The organism is Escherichia sp. E2661, assembly GCF_004745185.1.
Lineage (GTDB): Bacteria > Pseudomonadota > Gammaproteobacteria > Enterobacterales > Enterobacteriaceae > Escherichia.
The window spans coordinates 160,589-179,154 of sequence record NZ_PDIG01000011.1; the positions used below are offsets into that span (position 1 = coordinate 160,589).

15 protein-coding genes and 4 pseudogenes are annotated in these 18,566 nt (G+C 52.6%); 10 read left to right on the plus strand and 9 right to left on the minus strand.

What is annotated here, in order from left to right; translation table 11 throughout:
• Positions 1-8 precede the first annotated feature (8 nt).
• Positions 9-668, plus strand: a complete 660-nt coding sequence (rluA, locus tag CRI63_RS06320) for a bifunctional tRNA pseudouridine(32) synthase/23S rRNA pseudouridine(746) synthase RluA (protein ID WP_000525176.1) — start codon at positions 9-11, stop codon at positions 666-668.
• Positions 669-785: 117 nt separating this feature from the next.
• On the opposite strand, the gene djlA is transcribed toward rluA, so the two are convergent.
• Positions 786-1,601, minus strand: coding sequence for a co-chaperone DjlA (gene djlA, locus CRI63_RS06325; RefSeq protein WP_130204881.1), 816 nt, complete (start codon positions 1,599-1,601; stop codon positions 786-788).
• 254 nt (positions 1,602-1,855) lie between these two features.
• On the opposite strand from djlA, the gene lptD reads away from it, so the two are divergent.
• From lptD to apaH, 8 genes and pseudogenes are all read left to right on the plus strand, one after another.
• The gene (gene lptD, locus CRI63_RS06330) at positions 1,856-4,213 is read left to right on the plus strand and encodes an LPS assembly protein LptD (RefSeq protein ID WP_135518852.1); all 2,358 of its coding nucleotides are present in this window, start codon (positions 1,856-1,858) and stop codon (positions 4,211-4,213) included.
• A 52-nt stretch (positions 4,214-4,265) separates the two neighbouring features.
• The gene (gene surA, locus CRI63_RS06335) at positions 4,266-5,552 is read left to right on the plus strand and encodes a peptidylprolyl isomerase SurA (protein ID WP_135518854.1); all 1,287 of its coding nucleotides are present in this window, start codon (positions 4,266-4,268) and stop codon (positions 5,550-5,552) included.
• Positions 5,552-5,818 carry a hypothetical protein gene (locus tag CRI63_RS24270; protein ID WP_240782726.1) on the plus strand — a complete coding sequence of 89 codons (267 nt, stop codon included), beginning with the start codon at positions 5,552-5,554 and terminating at the stop codon, positions 5,816-5,818. Before surA ends, CRI63_RS24270 begins: the two co-directional genes overlap by 1 nt.
• 23 nt (positions 5,819-5,841) lie before the next feature.
• Positions 5,842-5,886 (plus strand): annotated as a pseudogene (locus CRI63_RS24670) (hypothetical protein); the annotation flags it as partial.
• A gap of 70 nt (positions 5,887-5,956) precedes the next feature.
• Positions 5,957-6,541 (plus strand): 4-hydroxythreonine-4-phosphate dehydrogenase PdxA, encoded by a 585-nt coding sequence (pdxA, locus tag CRI63_RS06340; RefSeq protein WP_346763491.1) that lies wholly within the window; start codon positions 5,957-5,959, stop codon positions 6,539-6,541.
• Positions 6,538-7,359: a 16S rRNA (adenine(1518)-N(6)/adenine(1519)-N(6))-dimethyltransferase RsmA gene (gene rsmA, locus CRI63_RS06345; protein WP_135518856.1), complete on the plus strand. Its 822-nt coding sequence runs from the start codon at positions 6,538-6,540 to the stop codon at positions 7,357-7,359. Before pdxA ends, rsmA begins: the two co-directional genes overlap by 4 nt.
• Before the next feature lie 2 nt (positions 7,360-7,361).
• Positions 7,362-7,740: pseudogene (apaG, locus tag CRI63_RS06350) on the plus strand (Co2+/Mg2+ efflux protein ApaG).
• Between the two features lie 6 nt (positions 7,741-7,746).
• Positions 7,747-8,589, plus strand: a complete 843-nt coding sequence (gene apaH, locus CRI63_RS06355; RefSeq protein ID WP_130204871.1) for a bis(5'-nucleosyl)-tetraphosphatase (symmetrical) ApaH — start codon at positions 7,747-7,749, stop codon at positions 8,587-8,589.
• A 77-nt stretch (positions 8,590-8,666) separates the two neighbouring features.
• Here apaH and folA read toward each other — a convergent pair whose 3' ends face one another.
• The 8 genes and pseudogenes from folA to CRI63_RS06395 form a co-directional block, all read right to left on the minus strand.
• Positions 8,667-9,146: a type 3 dihydrofolate reductase gene (gene folA, locus CRI63_RS06360; RefSeq protein ID WP_135409456.1), complete on the minus strand. Its 480-nt coding sequence runs from the start codon at positions 9,144-9,146 to the stop codon at positions 8,667-8,669.
• A 190-nt stretch (positions 9,147-9,336) separates the two neighbouring features.
• Positions 9,337-11,199, minus strand: coding sequence for a glutathione-regulated potassium-efflux system protein KefC (gene kefC / locus CRI63_RS06365; protein WP_135518858.1), 1,863 nt, complete (start codon positions 11,197-11,199; stop codon positions 9,337-9,339).
• Positions 11,192-11,722 carry a glutathione-regulated potassium-efflux system oxidoreductase KefF gene (kefF, locus tag CRI63_RS06370; protein WP_000600725.1) on the minus strand — a complete coding sequence of 177 codons (531 nt, stop codon included), beginning with the start codon at positions 11,720-11,722 and terminating at the stop codon, positions 11,192-11,194. The genes kefC and kefF overlap by 8 nt, the downstream gene beginning before the upstream one ends.
• Positions 11,723-11,829: 107 nt before the next feature.
• Positions 11,830-13,163, minus strand: a pseudogene (locus tag CRI63_RS06375) (MFS transporter).
• Between the two features lie 58 nt (positions 13,164-13,221).
• Positions 13,222-13,509, minus strand: a complete 288-nt coding sequence (fixX, locus tag CRI63_RS06380; RefSeq protein ID WP_000203741.1) for a ferredoxin-like protein FixX — start codon at positions 13,507-13,509, stop codon at positions 13,222-13,224.
• Positions 13,506-14,792 (minus strand): FAD-dependent oxidoreductase, encoded by a 1,287-nt coding sequence (locus CRI63_RS06385; RefSeq protein WP_135518860.1) that lies wholly within the window; start codon positions 14,790-14,792, stop codon positions 13,506-13,508. The genes fixX and CRI63_RS06385 overlap by 4 nt, the downstream gene beginning before the upstream one ends.
• A gap of 50 nt (positions 14,793-14,842) precedes the next feature.
• Positions 14,843-15,775: pseudogene (locus tag CRI63_RS06390) on the minus strand (electron transfer flavoprotein subunit alpha/FixB family protein); the annotation flags it as partial.
• Positions 15,776-15,799: 24 nt separating this feature from the next.
• The gene (locus CRI63_RS06395) at positions 15,800-16,570 is read right to left on the minus strand and encodes an electron transfer flavoprotein FixA (protein ID WP_135486687.1); all 771 of its coding nucleotides are present in this window, start codon (positions 16,568-16,570) and stop codon (positions 15,800-15,802) included.
• A 472-nt stretch (positions 16,571-17,042) separates the two neighbouring features.
• On the opposite strand from CRI63_RS06395, the gene caiT reads away from it, so the two are divergent.
• Positions 17,043-18,557, plus strand: coding sequence for an L-carnitine/gamma-butyrobetaine antiporter (caiT, locus tag CRI63_RS06400; protein ID WP_135518864.1), 1,515 nt, complete (start codon positions 17,043-17,045; stop codon positions 18,555-18,557).
• Positions 18,558-18,566: the final 9 nt, after the last annotated feature.

An 18,566-nucleotide genomic window follows, 5' to 3' on the forward strand; every position in this document is an offset into this window, starting at 1 on the left:
AGCCGAAAATGGGGATGGAAAACTACAATCCACCGCAGGAACCCTGGTTGGTTATCCTGTATCAGGATGACCACATTATGGTGGTCAACAAGCCGAGCGGTTTGTTGTCTGTGCCGGGTCGTCTGGAAGAGCACAAAGACAGCGTGATGACGCGCATTCAGCGTGATTATCCGCAGGCAGAATCGGTGCATCGTCTGGATATGGCTACCAGCGGGGTGATTGTAGTGGCGCTGACCAAAGCCGCGGAGCGGGAGTTAAAACGCCAGTTCCGCGAGCGCGAGCCGAAAAAACAGTATGTGGCCCGCGTCTGGGGGCATCCATCCCCCGCAGAAGGTCTGGTGGATCTACCGCTGATTTGCGACTGGCCAAACCGCCCGAAACAGAAAGTCTGTTACGAAACGGGCAAGCCTGCGCAGACGGAATATGAAGTGGTGGAGTATGCGGCGGATAACACGGCAAGAGTGGTGTTAAAACCGATTACCGGGCGTTCGCATCAGTTGCGTGTGCATATGCTGGCGCTGGGTCATCCGATTCTCGGCGATCGTTTTTATGCATCACCAGAAGCGAGAGCAATGGCACCGCGTTTGTTGCTACATGCAGAGATGTTGACGATTACCCATCCGGCGTATGGCAATAGTATGACGTTTAAAGCGCCAGCGGATTTTTAATCGTCACGCTGGCGAAGTTCGGTAGGCCGGAGAAGGCGTTCACGCCGCATCCGGCAATTTTGCGCCGATTGCCTGATGCGACGCGGGCCGCGTCTTATCAGGCCTACACTTTGAAACTTATTTAAATCCTTTCTGCTGCTTAATCAGCTCATACGCCTGCTGAATTTCCTGCGCTTTTTGCTTCGCCATCTCCATCATCTCAGGCGGCAAACCTTTCGCCACCAGCTTATCCGGATGGTGTTCACTCATCAGCTTACGGTAGGCGCGTTTAATGGTGGTCGCCTCATCCGTTGGCTTCACGCCCAGCACATTACAGGCATCTTCCAGCGTCGGGCCACGCTGCGCTTGCTGCCAGTTACCACCGCCGGACTGCTGCTGATAACCGCCGCCAAACTGTGCACCGCCCTGCATCATGCGCAGAAACTGATCAAACTGGGCGCGGGAGATGCCTAATTCTTCAGCAATGACATACAGCACCGCTCGCTCATTCGGGTGCAGCGAACCATCAGCAAATGCCGCCTGAATCTGGATCTCCAGAAACATGCGAATTAAATCAAAACGCCCGAAGCAGACACTGCGGAACTGACGCATCTTTTCGCGCAGTGGGTAATTGTCTGATTTTCCCACCCGGAACGCATTTTGCGCCGCAGTACGGGAAGCACCATGAAGATTCATTCGCTCCATCAGCTGGCTGGCGATATGAATATCAGCCTCGGTAACGCGACCTTTGGATTTGGTTAAATGCCCCATCACTTCAAAAGTGGTGGCAAAAAACAGCGCCTGACGCTCGCGCTGGTTGGCGAACCACGCCATCTTGCGGCTACGGGCTTTATCAAACATATGGCCAATTAACAGGCCTAACACTACGCCCCAAAAGCCGCCGCCCATCAGTAAGGCCACGGCCACGCCAATGATTTTTCCCCAATACTGCATATATTCCCCAAATGGACTTACGGAAACCAGCGCTATCTCCCACAATATAAAGGTGCTTTTACCGTTTTCCGGCTACGGTCAATTGTGGGACATCGCCTATAATTTGCATTATCATACCTGTCATTCAATGCCGTGCCTAACACCACAGACGCTATTCGGACAGGATTAACACTAGCGTAGAGATGACGAGTACGTTAGTCTCTGACCGTTTGTCACGCGCAACGTTACCGATGATGGAACAATAAAATCAACGTATGAAAAAACGTATCCCCACTCTCCTGGCCACCATGATTGCCACCGCCCTTTATAGTCAACAGGGACTGGCAGCCGACCTCGCCTCACAGTGCATGTTGGGTGTGCCAAGCTATGACCGTCCTCTGGTACAGGGCGATACCAATGACCTACCCGTGACGATTAATGCTGACCATGCAAAGGGGAACTACCCCGATGACGCCGTGTTTAGCGGCAGCGTGGATATCATGCAGGGTAACAGCCGTCTGCAGGCCGATGAAGTACAGCTTCATCAAAAAGAGGCGCCAGGACAACCGGAGCCGATACGTACCGTCGATGCGCTCGGTAATGTCCATTACGACGATAACCAGGTGATCCTCAAAGGGCCAAAAGGCTGGACGAATCTGAACACCAAAGACACCAACGTCTGGGAAGGTGATTATCAGATGGTGGGGCGTCAGGGGCGCGGTAAAGCAGACCTGATGAAACAGCGTGGCGAAAACCGCTACACCATTCTGGATAACGGTTCTTTTACCTCCTGTCTGCCAGGTTCTGATACCTGGAGCGTGGTGGGTAGCGAAATTATTCATGACCGCGAAGAACAAGTCGCGGAGATCTGGAACGCCCGTTTTAAAGTGGGTCCGGTTCCGATCTTTTACAGCCCCTATTTACAGTTGCCGGTGGGTGACAAACGCCGTTCTGGTTTCTTGATCCCGAACGCCAAGTACACCACCACCAACTACTTTGAGTTCTACCTGCCGTATTACTGGAACATCGCGCCAAATATGGATGCCACCATCACGCCGCATTATATGCATCGTCGTGGCAACATTATGTGGGAAAACGAATTCCGTTATCTCACCCAGGCCGGCGCAGGCTTGATGGAACTGGACTATCTGCCTTCGGATAAAGTCTATGAAGATGAACATCCAGAAGATAGCAATTCACGCCGTTGGTTGTTCTACTGGCAACACTCTGGAGTGATGGACCAGGTTTGGCGCTTTAACATCGACTACACCAAAGTCAGCGACCCGACCTATTTCAATGATTTTGATAATAAATATGGTTCCAGTACCGATGGTTATGCCACGCAAAAATTCAGCGTGGGCTATGCGGTGCAGAACTTTGACGCCACGCTTTCGACTAAACAATTCCAGGTTTTTGATGATACCAGTGGCAACAGCTATGCCGCTGAACCACAGTTAGACGTCAACTACTACCATAACGATCTCGGCCCGTTTGATACCCGAGTTTATGGTCAGGCAGTGCATTTTGTTAATACAAACAGTAACATGCCGGAGGCTACTCGCGTTCATCTGGAGCCGACGATCAACCTGCCGTTATCCAACACCTGGGGCAGTATCAATACCGAAGCGAAGTTGCTGGCTACCCATTATCAGCAGACCAATCTCGACTGGTATAACAGCAACCCACAAAACAATAAGTTGGCAGATTCTGTTAACCGCGTAATGCCGCAATTTAAAGTTGACGGCAAAATGGTCTTCGAACGTGATATGGAAATGCTGGCGCCGGGTTACACCCAGACGCTGGAGCCGCGCGCACAATACCTGTATGTGCCGTATCGCGATCAGAGCGACATCTATAACTATGACTCATCATTGCTGCAATCCGACTACTCGGGCCTGTTCCGGGACCGGACTTATGGCGGTCTTGACCGTATTGCTTCCGCGAACCAGGTCACGACCGGTATCACAACTCGCGTATATGATGATGCAGCCGTTGAACGTTTTAATATTTCCGTTGGTCAAATCTACTATTTCACGGAGTCTCGCACCGGCGATGACAACATAACATGGGAGAATGACGACAAAACGGGCTCACTGGTATGGGCAGGCGATACCTACTGGCGCATCGCCGAGCGCTGGGGATTGCGTGGCGGTATTCAGTACGATACTCGTCTGGATAACGTAGCCACCAGTAACACCAGCATTGAATACCGTCGGGATGAAGACCGTCTGGTACAGCTGAACTATCGCTACGCCAGCCCGGAATATATTCAGGCTACACTGCCTAAATACTATTCCACTGCCGAGCAGTATAAGAATGGCATTTCGCAGGTGGGTGCAGTCGCTAGCTGGCCAATCGCCGATCGTTGGTCGATTGTCGGGGCGTACTACTACGACACCAATGCGAACAAACAAGCCGACTCAATGTTAGGTGTGCAATACAGCTCCTGCTGCTATGCGATTCGCGTCGGTTATGAGCGTAAGCTGAACGGTTGGGATAACGATAAACAACATGCGATATATGACAACGCAATCGGCTTTAACATCGAACTTCGTGGCCTGAGTTCCAACTACGGTCTGGGTACGCAAGAGATGCTGCGTTCGAACATTCTGCCGTATCAAAACTCTTTGTGATTTGTTGATTTACCACGTAATCCGCAGTGCGGTTAATTGAAATGGAAAAAGTATGAAGAACTGGAAAACGCTGCTTCTCGGTATCGCCATGATTGCGAATACCAGTTTCGCTGCCCCCCAGGTAGTCGATAAAGTCGCAGCCGTCGTCAATAACGGCGTCGTGCTGGAAAGCGACGTTGATGGATTAATGCAGTCGGTAAAAATGAACGCTGCCCAGGCAAGGCAGCAACTTCCTGATGACGCTACGCTGCGCCACCAAATCATGGAACGTTTGATCATGGATCAAATCCTCCTGCAGATGGGGCAGAAAATGGGGGTTAAAATCTCCGATGAGCAGCTTGATCAGGCGATTGCCAACATTGCCAAACAGAACAACATGACGCTGGATCAGATGCGCAGCCGTCTGGCTTACGATGGTCTGAACTACAACACCTATCGTAATCAGATCCGCAAAGAGATGATTATCTCGGAAGTGCGCAACAACGAAGTGCGTCGTCGCATCACTATCCTGCCACAGGAAGTTGAAGCTCTGGCGCAGCAAGTCGGTAATCAAAATGATGCCAGCACTGAACTGAACTTAAGCCACATCCTGATCCCGCTGCCGGAAAACCCGTCTTCTGAACAGGTGAATGAGGCGGAAACTCAGGCGCGAGCCATTGTCGAGCAGGCACGTAACGGTGCAGACTTCGGCAAACTGGCTATCGCTCACTCTGCCGATCAGCAAGCGCTGAACGGCGGCCAAATGGGCTGGGGTCGCATTCAGGAGCTGCCGGGGATCTTCGCCCAGGCATTAAGCACCGCGAAGAAAGGCGACATTGTTGGCCCAATTCGTTCCGGCGTTGGCTTCCACATTCTGAAAGTTAACGACCTGCGCGGCGAAAGCAAAAATATCTCGGTGACCGAAGTTCATGCTCGCCATATTCTGCTGAAACCGTCGCCTATCATGACTGACGAACAGGCCCGCGTGAAACTGGAACAAATTGCTGCGGATATCAAGAGCGGTAAAACCACATTTGCTGCCGCAGCAAAAGAGTTCTCTCAGGATCCTGGCTCTGCAAATCAGGGCGGCGATCTCGGTTGGGCTACGCCAGATATTTTCGATCCAGCCTTCCGTGATGCGTTGACCCGCCTGAACAAAGGTCAAATGAGTGCACCGGTTCACTCTTCATTCGGCTGGCATTTAATCGAACTGCTGGACACCCGTAATGTCGATAAAACCGATGCGGCGCAGAAAGATCGTGCATACCGCATGCTGATGAACCGTAAGTTCTCGGAAGAAGCAGCAAGCTGGATGCAGGAACAACGCGCCAGCGCTTATGTGAAAATTTTGAGCAACTAATGGTTAAACCCCAACGTGTTGTGATCACTCCCGGCGAACCCGCCGGGATTGGCCCGGACTTAGTTGTCCAGCTTGCACAACGAGAGTGGCCGGTCGAACTGGTTGTTTGTGCCGATGCCACTCTCCTTACCGACCGGGCAGCGATGCTCGGTTTACCGCTTAACCTCCGCCCTTATTCCCCCGACTCCCCTGCGCAACCGCAATCTGCGGGAACGCTGACGCTACTTCCCATTGCACTACGTGTACCTGCACTGCGGGACAATTAGCAGTTGAGAATGGGCATTATGTGGTGGAGACGCTGGCACGCGCGTGCGACGGTTGCCTGAAAGGTGAATTTGCTGCGCTGATCACAGGTCCGGTGCATAAAGGCGTTATCAACGACGCAGGCATTCCGTTTACCGGTCATACCGAGTTTTTTGAAGAACGCTCGCAGGCGAAAAAAAGTGGTGATGATGCTGGCAACCGAAGAACTTCGCGTGGCGCTGGCAACAACGCATTTACCGCTGCGCGATATTGCAGACGCCATCACCCCTGCGCTTCTGCACGAAGTGATTGCTATTTTGCATCACGATTTGCGAACCAAATTTGGTATTGCCGAACCGCGCATTCTGGTCTGTGGCCTGAATCCGCACGCGGGCGAAGGCGGTCATATGGGCACGGAAGAGATAGACACCATCATTCCCGTTCTCGACGAACTGCGGGCGCAGGGAATGAAACTCAACGGGCCGTTGCCTGCCGATACCCTGTTTCAGCCGAAATATCTCGACAACGCCGACGCCGTGCTGGCGATGTACCACGATCAGGGTCTTCCCGTGCTAAAATACCAGGGCTTCGGGCGCGGTGTGAACATTACGCTGGGCCTGCCCTTTATTCGCACATCAGTGGACCACGGCACCGCGCTTGAACTGGCGGGACGTGGCAAAGCCGATGTCGGCAGTTTTATTACGGCGCTTAATCTCGCCATCAAAATGATTGTTAATACCCAATGAATAATCGAGTCCACCAGGGCCATTTAGCCCGTAAACGCTTCGGGCAAAACTTTCTCAACGATCAGTTCGTGATCGACAGTATTGTTTCTGCCATTAACCCGCAAAAGGGCCAGGCAATGGTCGAAATCGGCCCCGGTCTGGCAGCTTTAACCGAACCGGTTGGCGAACGACTGGACCAGCTGACAGTCATCGAACTTGACCGTGATCTGGCAGCGCGCCTGCAAACGCATCCATTCTTAGGCCCGAAACTGACGATTTATCAGCAGGATGCGATGACCTTCAACTTCGGTGAACTGGCAGAGAAAATGGGCCAGCCGCTGCGTGTTTTCGGCAACCTGCCGTATAACATCTCCACACCGTTGATGTTCCATCTGTTTAGCTATACTGATGCCATTGCCGACATGCACTTTATGTTGCAAAAAGAGGTAGTGAATCGTCTGGTTGCAGGACCGAACAGCAAGGCGTATGGTCGATTAAGCGTCATGGCGCAATACTATTGTAACGTGATCCCGGTGCTGGAAGTGCCGCCATCAGCCTTTACACCACCACCCAAAGTGGATTCCGCCGTCGTGCGCCTGGTTCCGCACACGACGATGCCTCACCCGGTTAAAGATGTTCGCGTGCTGAGTCGTATCACCACTGAAGCCTTTAACCAGCGTCGTAAAACCATTCGTAACAGCCTCGGCAACCTGTTTAGCGTCGAGGTGTTAACGGGAATGGGGATCGACCCGGCGATGCGAGCGGAAAATATCTCTGTCGCGCAATATTGCCAGATGGCGAACTATCTGGCGGAGAACGCGCCTTTGCAGGAGAGTTAACAATGATCAATTCGCCCCGAGTGTGTATTCAGGTTCAAAGCGTCTACATTGAGGCACAATCTTCACCTGATAATGAACGTTACGTTTTTTTCTTATACCGTAACCATACGCAACCTGGGGCGAGCGCCAGTGCAGTTGTTGGGGCGTTACTGGCTGATCACTAACGGCAATGGCCGTGAAACAGAAGTCCAGGGCGAAGGTGTGGTGGGCGTCCAACCGCATATCGCGCCTGGCGAAGAGTACCAGTATACCAGCGGCGCGATTATCGAAACCCCGCTGGGCACCATGCAGGGTCACTACGAAATGATTGATGAGAACGGCGTTCCCTTTATCATCGACATTCCCGTATTCCGACTCGCCGTTCCAATATTCATTCATTAAAAAATTATGGCGACATACCTTATTGGCGATGTTCATGGCTGTTACGATGAACTGATCGCATTGCTGCATAAAGTGGAATTTACCCCTGGGAAAGATACCCTCTGGCTGACGGGCGATCTGGTTGCGCGCGGTCCTGGTTCGCTTGATGTTCTGCGCTATGTGAAATCCTTAGGCGACAGCGTACGTCTGGTGCTGGGCAATCACGATCTGCATCTGCTGGCAGTATTTTCAGGCATAAGCCGCAACAAACCCAAAGATCGTCTCACGCCGCTACTGGAAGCGCCTGATGCCGACGAACTGCTTAACTGGCTACGTCGTCAGCCTTTGTTGCAAATCGATGAAGAGAAAAAGCTGGTGATGGCCCACGCGGGGATCACGCCGCAGTGGGACTTACCGACCGCGAAAGAGTGCGCACGTGACGTAGAAGCGGTACTGTCAAGCGACTCTTACCCTTTCTTCCTCGATGCCATGTACGGCGATATGCCGAACAACTGGTCACCAGATTTGCGTGGTCTGGCGCGATTACGTTTTATCACCAACGCCTTTACCCGTATGCGCTTTTGCTTTCCAAACGGTCAACTGGATATGTACAGCAAAGAATCGCCGGAAGAAGCCCCTGCCCCTCTGAAACCGTGGTTTGCGATTCCTGGCCCCGTCGCTGAAGAGTACAGCATCGCTTTTGGTCACTGGGCATCGCTGGAAGGCAAAGGTACGCCGGAAGGTATTTACGCGCTGGATACCGGCTGCTGCTGGGGTGGTACATTAACCTGCCTGCGCTGGGAAGATAAGCAGTATTTTGTCCAGCCGTCGAACCGGCATAAGGATCTGGGCGAAGCGGCGGCGTCTTAAACACAGCCTGATACAGGAAGGCCGGATAAGACGCGACCGGCGTCACATCCGGCACTAGCCGTAAATTCTATACAAACTTACCGCCGCTCCAGAATCTCAAAGCAATAACTATGAGAGTTCTGCGCATCAGCGTCGTGGAATTCGCTGAATACCGATTCCCAGTCATCCGGCTCGTAATCCGGGAAATGGGTGTCGCCTTCCACTTCCGCGTCAATATGCGTCAGATACAGTTTTTGCGCTTTTGGCAGGAACTGCTCATAAACGCGACCGCCGCCAATCACCATAATTTCTGGTACGTCACCACACGCCGCAATGGCTTCATCCACCGATTTCACCCACGTTACGCGCTCGTCCGTACCCGGCTGGCTGCTGATGACAATATTTTTGCGTCCAGGTAGCGGGCGACCGATGGATTCCCAGGTATGGCGGCCCATAATCACAGGTTTATTTAAGGTGTTGCGTTTAAACCAGGCGAGATCGGCAGGCAGATTCCACGGCATGGCGTTTTCCATGCCAATAACGCGATCTACCGCTAGCGCCGCAATCAAACTGATCATTGAAATTTCCCGATAAAAAAAATTGTCGTCACTATACGTAAAGCGTAAACCTTCGTCGACTGGCGAGAGGATGATGTTGAGGAAAATTTTTATTTTGCTGGCGAGTCCATAATCTGTTCGTGGACTCGCCGCATTACAATGAAATAAAAACAAATAGTTAGCTGTAAAGCGTGATTTACGTCACTCTTTATTAGGATAAGGGTTTCGTTTCCGGTTCATCCGCCATATTACCGGTATGTTTACCTTCTTCGGTTCCCTGCCAGCCATGCCGTTGGATGAGTGACAGATGTTCCCGGTCCTCGGTGATGATCTCGCTTAACATCGCACTGGTGCGTTTATAGACCGCCGCGCGGGCTTTGGTATCGTTCTCAACCATTGCCATCTCTTCCACCATTTCAATATTAAAGCGGCGGAACACATCGGCGCGTTCTCGCGCTTCATACGGCCCCAGACCTAAACTTTCCAGCGCCAGACGCCCGGTTTTCAGCGCACCTTCGAAGGTTTCACGCTCCGGCTTTTCAACGCCTGCCTGGCGCAAACGAATGTAGTGGTCGACATCGCGGGCGCGGGCAATAATCTGCAAATGCGGGAAATGTTCTTTCACCATCTCCGTCAGTTGCAGGTTGGTTTGCGGATCGTCGATGGCGTTAATCAGCACTTCCGCTTTCGCCGCTCCGGCAGATTCCAGTAAATCCATCCGCGTGGCATCGCCGTAAAACACTTTCATGCCGAATTTACGCAGCGTTTCGATATGGTCCGGGTCGTGATCGAGCACCACCATTTTCACCCCGCTGGAGAGCAGTAAACGCCCGGTTATCTGCCCAAAACGACCGAATCCAGCAATGATTACCCGTGGCTGTTCTTCGTCGATCTCATCGGCTTCACGCGCTTCTTCAGTAGAAGATTGCTCAAGGCGATTGAGGATCACCAGCAGAATCGGCGTTGCCGCCATCGACAGCGCCACCGCCAGGGTCAGCGATTTCGCCCACTCTGGCTCCAGCACATTCGCCATCTGCGCCGCACCAAATACCACAAAGGCAAACTCACTGCCCTGCCCTAATAACACCGCAAACCAGCGACGCTGTTTATTTGGCACCTGCAACGGTCGGGCAATCAGCCACAGCATGGCGATTTTGATGATGAGGAAACCGAGCAGCAAAATAACAATGCGCAACGGATTTTCAAGCAGCGTGCCAAAGTCTATCGACATGCCAACGCCGATGAAAAACAGCCCCAGCAGCAAACCTTTAAACGGTTCGATATCGCTTTCCAGCGCATGACGATATTCCGAGCTTGCCAGCAGTACGCCCGCCAGAAACGCGCCCATCGCCATCGACAAGCCGACCTCTTCCAGCAGCAAACCAAAGCCAAACACGAGGAATAAAGCCACGGCACTAAACACTTCCCGCAAGCCAGAGCGAGCAACAAAACGCAGCGCCGGACGTGTGACATAGCGCCCCAGCAGTACCACCAGCACCAGCGCGCCCGCCACTTTTAACGCCGACAGGGCAAATGCGCCCATCGTCGTCGAGGCACTGCTCGCCGCCAGTAGCGGGATCATCGCCACCAGCGGGATCGCCGCGATATCCTGGAACAGCAGAACCGCAAAGGCACTGCGGCCCATCTGCGTCATCATCAGATTGCGCTCATTCATCGCCTGCATGGCAATTGCCGTAGAGGAGAGCGCCAGCGTCATGCCGATCAGTTCCGCTACCTGCCAGCGCAGTCCAAGTAACATGCAGAACAGCCCCAGCAGGCCGCCGCAAATCACCATCTGCAATGCGCCACCGCCGAACACTGCCGCACGCAGCTTCCACAGCCTTTGTGGATCGAGTTCGAGGCCGATAATAAACAGCATCAGCACGACGCCAATCTCAGCAAAGTGCAGGATAGATTCGGCATCGGTCACCAGTCGCAGCCCCCACGGACCAATAATGCAGCCCGCGATCAGGTAGCCAAGTACCGATCCCAGACCGAGGCGTACCGCAATGGGTACAATCAGCGCCGCCGAACCGAGATAAATCAGCGCCTGAATCAGCGTATGACTATCCATGATGTGCCTCCTGCCATTCCAGCAGACGTTGCTTATAGTGACGCGCCTGCCCTTCGAGGGTTTCGTCGTCACAAATAAAGGTGCAGTGCATGGCAAACGGTGGCAGCCAGTTCAGCCCGCAGTAGATTGCCGTCGCCTGTAGCGGCTGCGACAACACATCAAAGCCCGGATGCGCACCAATTTCAAAATGGCTTTCCCCGCCGCCGGTCGTCACAGCCCACAGCAAATGTTTGCCATGCAGCGCCGTGCCGCCGTGACCGTAAGCCCAGCCGTGGGAGAAAACTTTATCGATCCAAAGTTTAAGGAGCGGTGGAATGCTGTACCACTGCATCGGGTGCTGCCAGACGATCAGATCGGCGCGAGACAGCGCCTCCTGCTCGGCGGCAATGTCGATATTGAAGTCAGGATAGAGTTGATAAAGAGAGCGAATTTCGACGCCTTCCAGCGTCCTTGCCTGTTCAAGCATCCGTTTATTCGCATGGGAATGATGCGGATACGGATGCGCATAAATTATAAGAATCATAGGTAGCCCGCGTGTTTACGCCTTTGTTTTCCCACAAAGTGTAGTCATATATTCACGCGGCTTATAGTCAATAATATTGATTCAGAAAAGAGAGAAATCTGAATAAATTACCCCGCTCGCTGCCTGCGGATCGTCATATTGCTGGTCTGCGCCAGTGACATTCCACGCGTCTCGGGAGCAAACGCTACGGAAATCAACAAGCCAAACAGCGAGATACCCGCCCCCCATTAGCATCGTGTTACTGATACCGTAATTATTGATAAAGATCGGCAGTGCCCAGGTCGATACAATAGTGCCAATACGGCTTAAGGACATAATCACGCCCACGGCAGAGGCGCGGATATCCGTCGGGAAGAGTTCATTAGGATAAAGCCACTGCAAATTACCCGGCCCACCAGAGAAAAAGGCATATACCGCAAAGGCCATGACCACCAGCCAGAGCCCCATATCCGGGATCAGCCCCAAAACCGCCAGCGCCAGCGTCATCATGGCAAAGCTGCCAATCAACAATGGACGCCGTCCAGCAGTGTTTAGCCACAGCATCGGCGGAATACAGCCGAGCATAAAGAACAGGCTAATCACCACATTCCCCAGCGCCGCGTTTTTTGCCAACACCCAATCCCAACAAACCAACGATTTGCGGGCCAAAGGTGTAAATAGCGAACATGGGGATCACCTGGCAGGTCCAGATGGCGGCAACAAACAGAACAAAAGGAAAATGGCGGCGATTAAACAGATCGCGAAAACGGGTTTGCTGCGGCTGCTCTTCCTCGAAAGCCACCGGTTCGCCAAACAGTTTTATCATCATCTCTTCGCACTCTTTTACTCGCCCTTTGCGTAACAACCAGCGGGGAGATTCAGGCAGTTCGAATCGACCAATCAAAATCAACAAACAAGGGATCGCCGCGCTACCCAGCATCCAGCGCCAACCACCTTCCACATCATAAAGCCAGTAGCCGACCAGATCGGCACAGGTCGCGCCGACATACCACATCGCGGCGATAAAGCTGATGGAAAACGCCCGCTGACGTGTACTGGAGAACTCGGTGATCATCGAAGTGGCGATGGGATAATCTGCACCGATGACAATGCCGATGAGTACCCGCATCACCAACAGTTCGACGGGGGATGAAACAAACATCGTCGCCACCGATATTACGCCGATGGCGATGATATCAATGAGGAACATTTTGCGCCGTCCGACTTTATCGGAGATATAGCCAAACAGCGATGTGCCAACGAACAGCCCGGCGAGCGTTCCCGCGCCCAGCAAGCCAATCCAGTCAGCGTCCAGTTTCAGCGCCGGAGTCAGTTGCTCCAGTGCCACGCCAATCATTACCAGTACATAACCATCCAGAAACGGACCACCGCTTCCCCACAGCAAAATGCGGCGGTGAATAGAGGAAAATTTAAGATCGTCAAAGTTTCTGGACGGTTGCATGGGTTATTCCTGTTTTTTTGCAATGAGAGTCAGTACGGCGTTACGTATCAAACCGACATCAACCGTAACGGAACTCCACACCAAAGGTGCCGCGCGGGTATTCCCACTGTTCCAGCGCCGACCCCAGCCCCAGAATGCGACAGGTGCCGCACTCCAGACATCCGGCGTAATCGAAGCGCACACTGCCGTCATCCTGCTTCTTGTACAGACCTGCGGGGCACGCTTTCACCAGCAGCTCCAGCGCCTGTTTATCGGCATCGGCCTTCACAACAATGTGCGGATGCTCTTCATCGACATTGAATTTATTGACGCCCAGTTTGACGTCCACATTGACGGGAGAAGTCATAAAACAGTCACTCCTTTCATGCCATCCTTGATTAGATTGATGAAGCCCACTTTCTTGCCGTGGCGGAGGATTTTCTTGCGCATCAGTTCCGGCGCGCTGCCGTCAATGGTGAACAGGTCACGCGCCACGCCCACCGCCAGTTCCGGGTAGCCGCTAAACATGCGTGGGTTATCAAGGAACGCCGGTAGTTTCTGGTACATACGCATATCGCGCAGCGGGCCACTCTCCAGATGCTGACGATATTCCGCGAGTTTTTGCTTACTAAAATCGTCGCTTTTCATCGCTGAAAGCACGGTTTTTGCTGCGGCTTCCCCGGCGGCAATCGCCAGATCCATACCGCGAATGGTAAAACCGAGGTTCATACACATTCCGGCGGCATCACCGGCAATCAATACGCCGTCACCGACCAGCTCCGGCAGCATGTTGATACCTGCTTCCGGCACTACGTGAGCGGAATATTCCACCAGCTTGCCGCCCGCGATCAGCGGTGCAACTGCCGGATGTTGTTTGAAATCTTCCAGCATTTGCGGCACCGATTTTTTTGCGTCATGCAGATGATGCAGACCACAAACCAGCCCCAGCGACAGAGTGTTTTCATTGGTATAAAGGAAGCCGCCGCCCATCAGGCCATCGGTGGGTGATCCCGCAAACAGGCAAGCCGCGCCCTGATTACCCTGCAACTGAAAACGGTCTTCGATAACCGACTTCGGTAACTCGATCAGTTCCTTCACGCCAACCGCCACATCCGTCGGTTTAACGCGTTTAGCCATCCCCAGCTTTTCGGCAAGGATGGAGTTCACCCCGTCAGCAAGGATCACCGTTTTCGCTTCAATCACATCGCCATCGGCTTCTACGCCGACAACTTTGCCATCGCGCTGTACGAGGTTATCGACGCGGATCCCGGTAATTAACTGCGCGCCCGCGTCTTCGGCCTGCTCCATCAGCCAGGCATCAAATTTACTGCGCAAAACGGAGTAAGAACGCTGGGATGGCGAGGTTTCGTCGCCATTGCAGTAGTCCATGGTCATCGCTGACTTTTCCGTCATAAACGCGAGTTTTTCATGGGTAATCAGGCGTTCTACGGGGGCGGATTCGGCGAAACCTGGAATAATGTGTTCCAGACTGTGGGCATAGAGACGCCCGCCGGTGACGTTCTTGGCACCTGCGGAATTGCCACGCTCGATAACTAACACTTGCGCCCCTTCGCAGGCGAGCACCAGTGCGGCAATCGAACCGGCAAGCCCTGCACCGACGATGATGGCGTCAAAGATATCTTCGGACATAAGAGCTCCCTGTCAGCGGCAGGGCCGAAATGCAGCCCTGCCAGAGTGGATCAACGCGCTAAAGCTGCGGTCAGCGCCGGAAGGATCTTCACGGCGTCGCCAACAATGCCGTAATCCGCGTACTGGAAGATCGGCGCATTTTTATCTTTGTTGATGGCGAAAATGGTTTGCGACGCGTTAGCGCCAACCATGTGCTGGATCTGCCCGGAGATGCCCACCGCCAGATACAATTCAGGTTTCAGCATCAGGTTGGAGATACCGACATAGCGTTCGTGCTCCATCCATTTTTCGTTTTCCGCCACCGGACGAGAACAGGCCAACTCCGCACCTATCGCCTTACAAAGCTGTTCTGCCAGCGCAATGTTATCTTTGCTGCCAATGCCGCGACCGACGCTGACCACCAGACGGGCTTTGTCGAGATCGACGCTGTTGCTCTGGCGCGCCTGCGTTGCCATGCGGGTAATCGCCACAGCCGGAGCCTGCCACTCCACGGTGTGCGTTTCGCCAGTGCGTGACGCGTCTGACTGAGCCGCATCGAACGTGCCGCTGCTGATGGTCAGCACCGCATACGGCGTGGCAATGCGTTCTTCGCCAATCGCCAGACCGCCGTAAACCATGTGTTTCACTGTCGCTTTACCGTCCTGTACGCTGACGGTGCTGGCATCGTTAGACACCGCCGCTTTAAGGCGATAACCCAGTTTTGCCGCCAGTAATTTGCCGCGACGGGTGTTTGGCAGCAGTACCAGGCCGTCTGCGCCGTGCTGGCGAATAGTGTCAGCCATGACACTGGCGTAATCTTCGATCATCCGATCGTCCGGTTTGCCGCTTAATTTCCAGACATGATTAGCGCCGAGCTGGATTGCCTGTACGCCATCGGCATCATTGAGGACAAAGGCATTGATTTGATTAGCTAAAGCCTGCGCACCGTTCATCAGTTCCGGCAGACGAGAAGGGGTATCGCTGAATACCCAGACTTGAGAAAAACGTGTTCATAGCATCCCCTGTAATTAAATGACTTTGCGAAGATTTTCAGCAAATGCGGCGATCTGTTCTTCGCCGTCGCCTTCAATCACGATGCGCTGACGCTCGCGCTGTTTCGGTGCGGCAACCTGTTGTTCAGACCAGGCTGACTCTGCGTTAAAACCGATATCCGCCGCCGACCATACCTGGACTGGCTTTTTCGCCGCGCCGAGAATGGCTTTCATCGAAGGAATTTGTGGGGAGTTGATATCAGTGGAAACAGCAACAACCGCAGGCAGCGGAATGCTTAAGGTTTCTGTTTCATCTTCCAGTTCGCGCTCAACGGTGAGGGTATCTGCCGTCAGGGAGATAATTTTGCTGACACCGTTAACTGCCGGAATATTGAGGATTTCGCCCACCAGCAAACCAACCTGCTGGGCATAAAGGTCGGAAGAACCATCGCCACAGAGGATCAAATCAAAGCCAGCTTTCTGTGCCGCGGCAGCCAGTGCGCTCGCCGTTTGTTGCGGCAGTGCCTGCTCGAACTGGTCATCAATCACCACAATCAGTTCATCCGGGCCGCGCGATAGCACATCTTTACGCCCTTTGGCGTTGGTCAGGGCTTTACCGCCCACACTTAAGGCCGTCACCTGCGCCTCTGCCGCCTGCTGTTTTAGCTGGCAAGCCGCTTCAATAGCGTTGAGATCGTATTGGCTTATTTTGGCATCGGCTTTGCTGAGATCTAATGAACCATCAGCATTATTGATCGCAATATCCTGTTCATCAGGCACGCACTTATAGCAAGTAATAATCTTCATTGCATCTCCAGAAATCATGAAGGAAACGTCGTTCATATCGGTGGTGTTAATTACAGATATCACGTCCTTTAATTCGGGAATAAAACTTTAATCACCAATATTGAAAATGTCACACGCAGATAAATCCAACTTTCAATATTGTTAAGTCCCTCACCAATATTGAAAACATGGCGTAGCAAAAAGAAATTTTCAATATTGTTTTATGGATCACCAATATTGAAAGTCAGATGCTATTTTTTTACTCACAATCAAGCCCATCATATTGATTAATATTGGATATTCACACAAAGACACTCTGTTTTTACCCGATGAAAAACTGTGGCTTACATCACAGAATGCAGCCAATTGAATACCCATTATGAGTTAGCCATTAACGCGTCCACGAGGTTAATAATAATTATATTAAATGTTAACAAAAATAAAACAAACGGGAACGCCAAATAAATATTTATTTTTACAGTGGAATTAACTCATGACAAAAGAAAAGAGAAAAACGGGAATAGAACCGAAGGTGTTCTTTCCGCCATTAATAATCGTTGGCATACTTTGTTGGCTTACAGTCAGAGATCTGGATGCGGCGAATGTCGTTATTAATGCTGTATTCAGTTACATCACCAATGTATGGGGATGGGCATTTGAATGGTATATGGTGGTGATGCTTTTCGGTTGGTTCTGGCTGGTATTTGGCCCGTATGCCAAAAAGCGTTTAGGTAACGAACCACCAGAATTTAGTACCGCCAGTTGGATCTTTATGATGTTCGCCTCCTGTACGTCTGCCGCCGTACTGTTCTGGGGGTCGATTGAGATCTACTACTACATCTCCACGCCGCCATTTGCTTTAGCGCCAAACTCCACTGGCGCGAAAGAACTGGGGCTGGCCTACAGTTTGTTCCACTGGGGACCGCTACCGTGGGCCACTTACAGCTTCCTTTCCGTCGCCTTCGCGTACTTCTTCTTTGTCCGCAAAATGGATGTGATTCGCCCCAGCTCCACTCTGGTGCCGCTGGTAGGTGAAAAACATGCCAAAGGCTTGTTTGGCACTATCGTCGATAACTTCTATCTGGTGGCGTTGATCTTCGCAATGGGCACCAGTCTGGGTCTTGCCACGCCGCTGGTGACCGAGTGTATGCAGTATCTGTTTGGTATTCCGCATACCCTGCAACTGGACGCTATTATCATTACCTGCTGGATCATCCTCAACGCTATCTGCGTCGCCTGTGGTCTGCAAAAAGGGGTAAAAATCGCCAGCGATGTGCGCAGCTATCTGAGTTTCCTGATGCTTGGCTGGGTATTCATCGTCAGCGGCGCCAGCTTCATCATGAACTACTTCACCGACTCGGTGGGGATGTTGCTGATGTATCTGCCGCGCATGTTGTTCTATACCGATGCCGTTGGCAAAGGCGGCTTCCCGCAGGGCTGGACCGTGTTCTACTGGGCATGGTGGGTAATTTATGCCATCCAGATGAGTATCTTCCTGGCGCGTATTTCCCGTGGTCGTACCGTGCGTGAACTGTGCTTCGGTATGGTGATGGGGCTGACAGCATCCACCTGGATCCTGTGGACCGTACTCGGCAGTAACACTCTGCTGTTGATGGATAAAAACATCATCAACATTCCAAACCTGATCGAACAGTACGGTGTGGCGCGCGCCATCATCGAAACCTGGGCCGCTCTGCCGCTCAGCACTGCCACCATGTGGGGCTTCTTCATTCTCTGCTTTATTGCCACCGTTACCCTGATTAACGCCTGCTCTTACACCCTGGCGATGTCCACCTGCCGCGAAGTGCGCGACGGTGAAGAACCGCCACTGCTGGTGCGTATCGGCTGGTCAGTGTTGGTTGGTGTTATCGGCATTGTTCTGCTGGCGCTCGGCGGCCTGAAACCGATTCAAACCGCCATTATCGCCGGAGGATGCCCGCTGTTCTTCGTCAACATTATGGTGACGCTCTCCTTTATTAAAGACGCGAAACAGAACTGGAAAGATTAATTAACCCCC

What these genes read in the sequence shown, in the direction of transcription:
- rluA (WP_000525176.1), top strand. Translation starts at nt 9, where the DNA reads ATGGGGATGGAAAACTACAATCCACCGCAGGAACCCTGGTTGGTTATC.
- djlA (WP_130204881.1), bottom strand. Translation starts at nt 1,601, where the DNA reads ATGCAGTATTGGGGAAAAATCATTGGCGTGGCCGTGGCCTTACTGATG.
- lptD (WP_135518852.1), top strand. Translation starts at nt 1,856, where the DNA reads ATGAAAAAACGTATCCCCACTCTCCTGGCCACCATGATTGCCACCGCC.
- surA (WP_135518854.1), top strand. Translation starts at nt 4,266, where the DNA reads ATGAAGAACTGGAAAACGCTGCTTCTCGGTATCGCCATGATTGCGAAT.
- CRI63_RS24270 (WP_240782726.1), top strand. Translation starts at nt 5,552, where the DNA reads ATGGTTAAACCCCAACGTGTTGTGATCACTCCCGGCGAACCCGCCGGG.
- rsmA (WP_135518856.1), top strand. Translation starts at nt 6,538, where the DNA reads ATGAATAATCGAGTCCACCAGGGCCATTTAGCCCGTAAACGCTTCGGG.
- apaH (WP_130204871.1), top strand. Translation starts at nt 7,747, where the DNA reads ATGGCGACATACCTTATTGGCGATGTTCATGGCTGTTACGATGAACTG.
- folA (WP_135409456.1), bottom strand. Translation starts at nt 9,146, where the DNA reads ATGATCAGTTTGATTGCGGCGCTAGCGGTAGATCGCGTTATTGGCATG.
- kefC (WP_135518858.1), bottom strand. Translation starts at nt 11,199, where the DNA reads ATGGATAGTCATACGCTGATTCAGGCGCTGATTTATCTCGGTTCGGCG.
- kefF (WP_000600725.1), bottom strand. Translation starts at nt 11,722, where the DNA reads ATGATTCTTATAATTTATGCGCATCCGTATCCGCATCATTCCCATGCG.
- fixX (WP_000203741.1), bottom strand. Translation starts at nt 13,509, where the DNA reads ATGACTTCTCCCGTCAATGTGGACGTCAAACTGGGCGTCAATAAATTC.
- CRI63_RS06385 (WP_135518860.1), bottom strand. Translation starts at nt 14,792, where the DNA reads ATGTCCGAAGATATCTTTGACGCCATCATCGTCGGTGCAGGGCTTGCC.
- CRI63_RS06395 (WP_135486687.1), bottom strand. Translation starts at nt 16,570, where the DNA reads ATGAAGATTATTACTTGCTATAAGTGCGTGCCTGATGAACAGGATATT.
- caiT (WP_135518864.1), top strand. Translation starts at nt 17,043, where the DNA reads ATGACAAAAGAAAAGAGAAAAACGGGAATAGAACCGAAGGTGTTCTTT.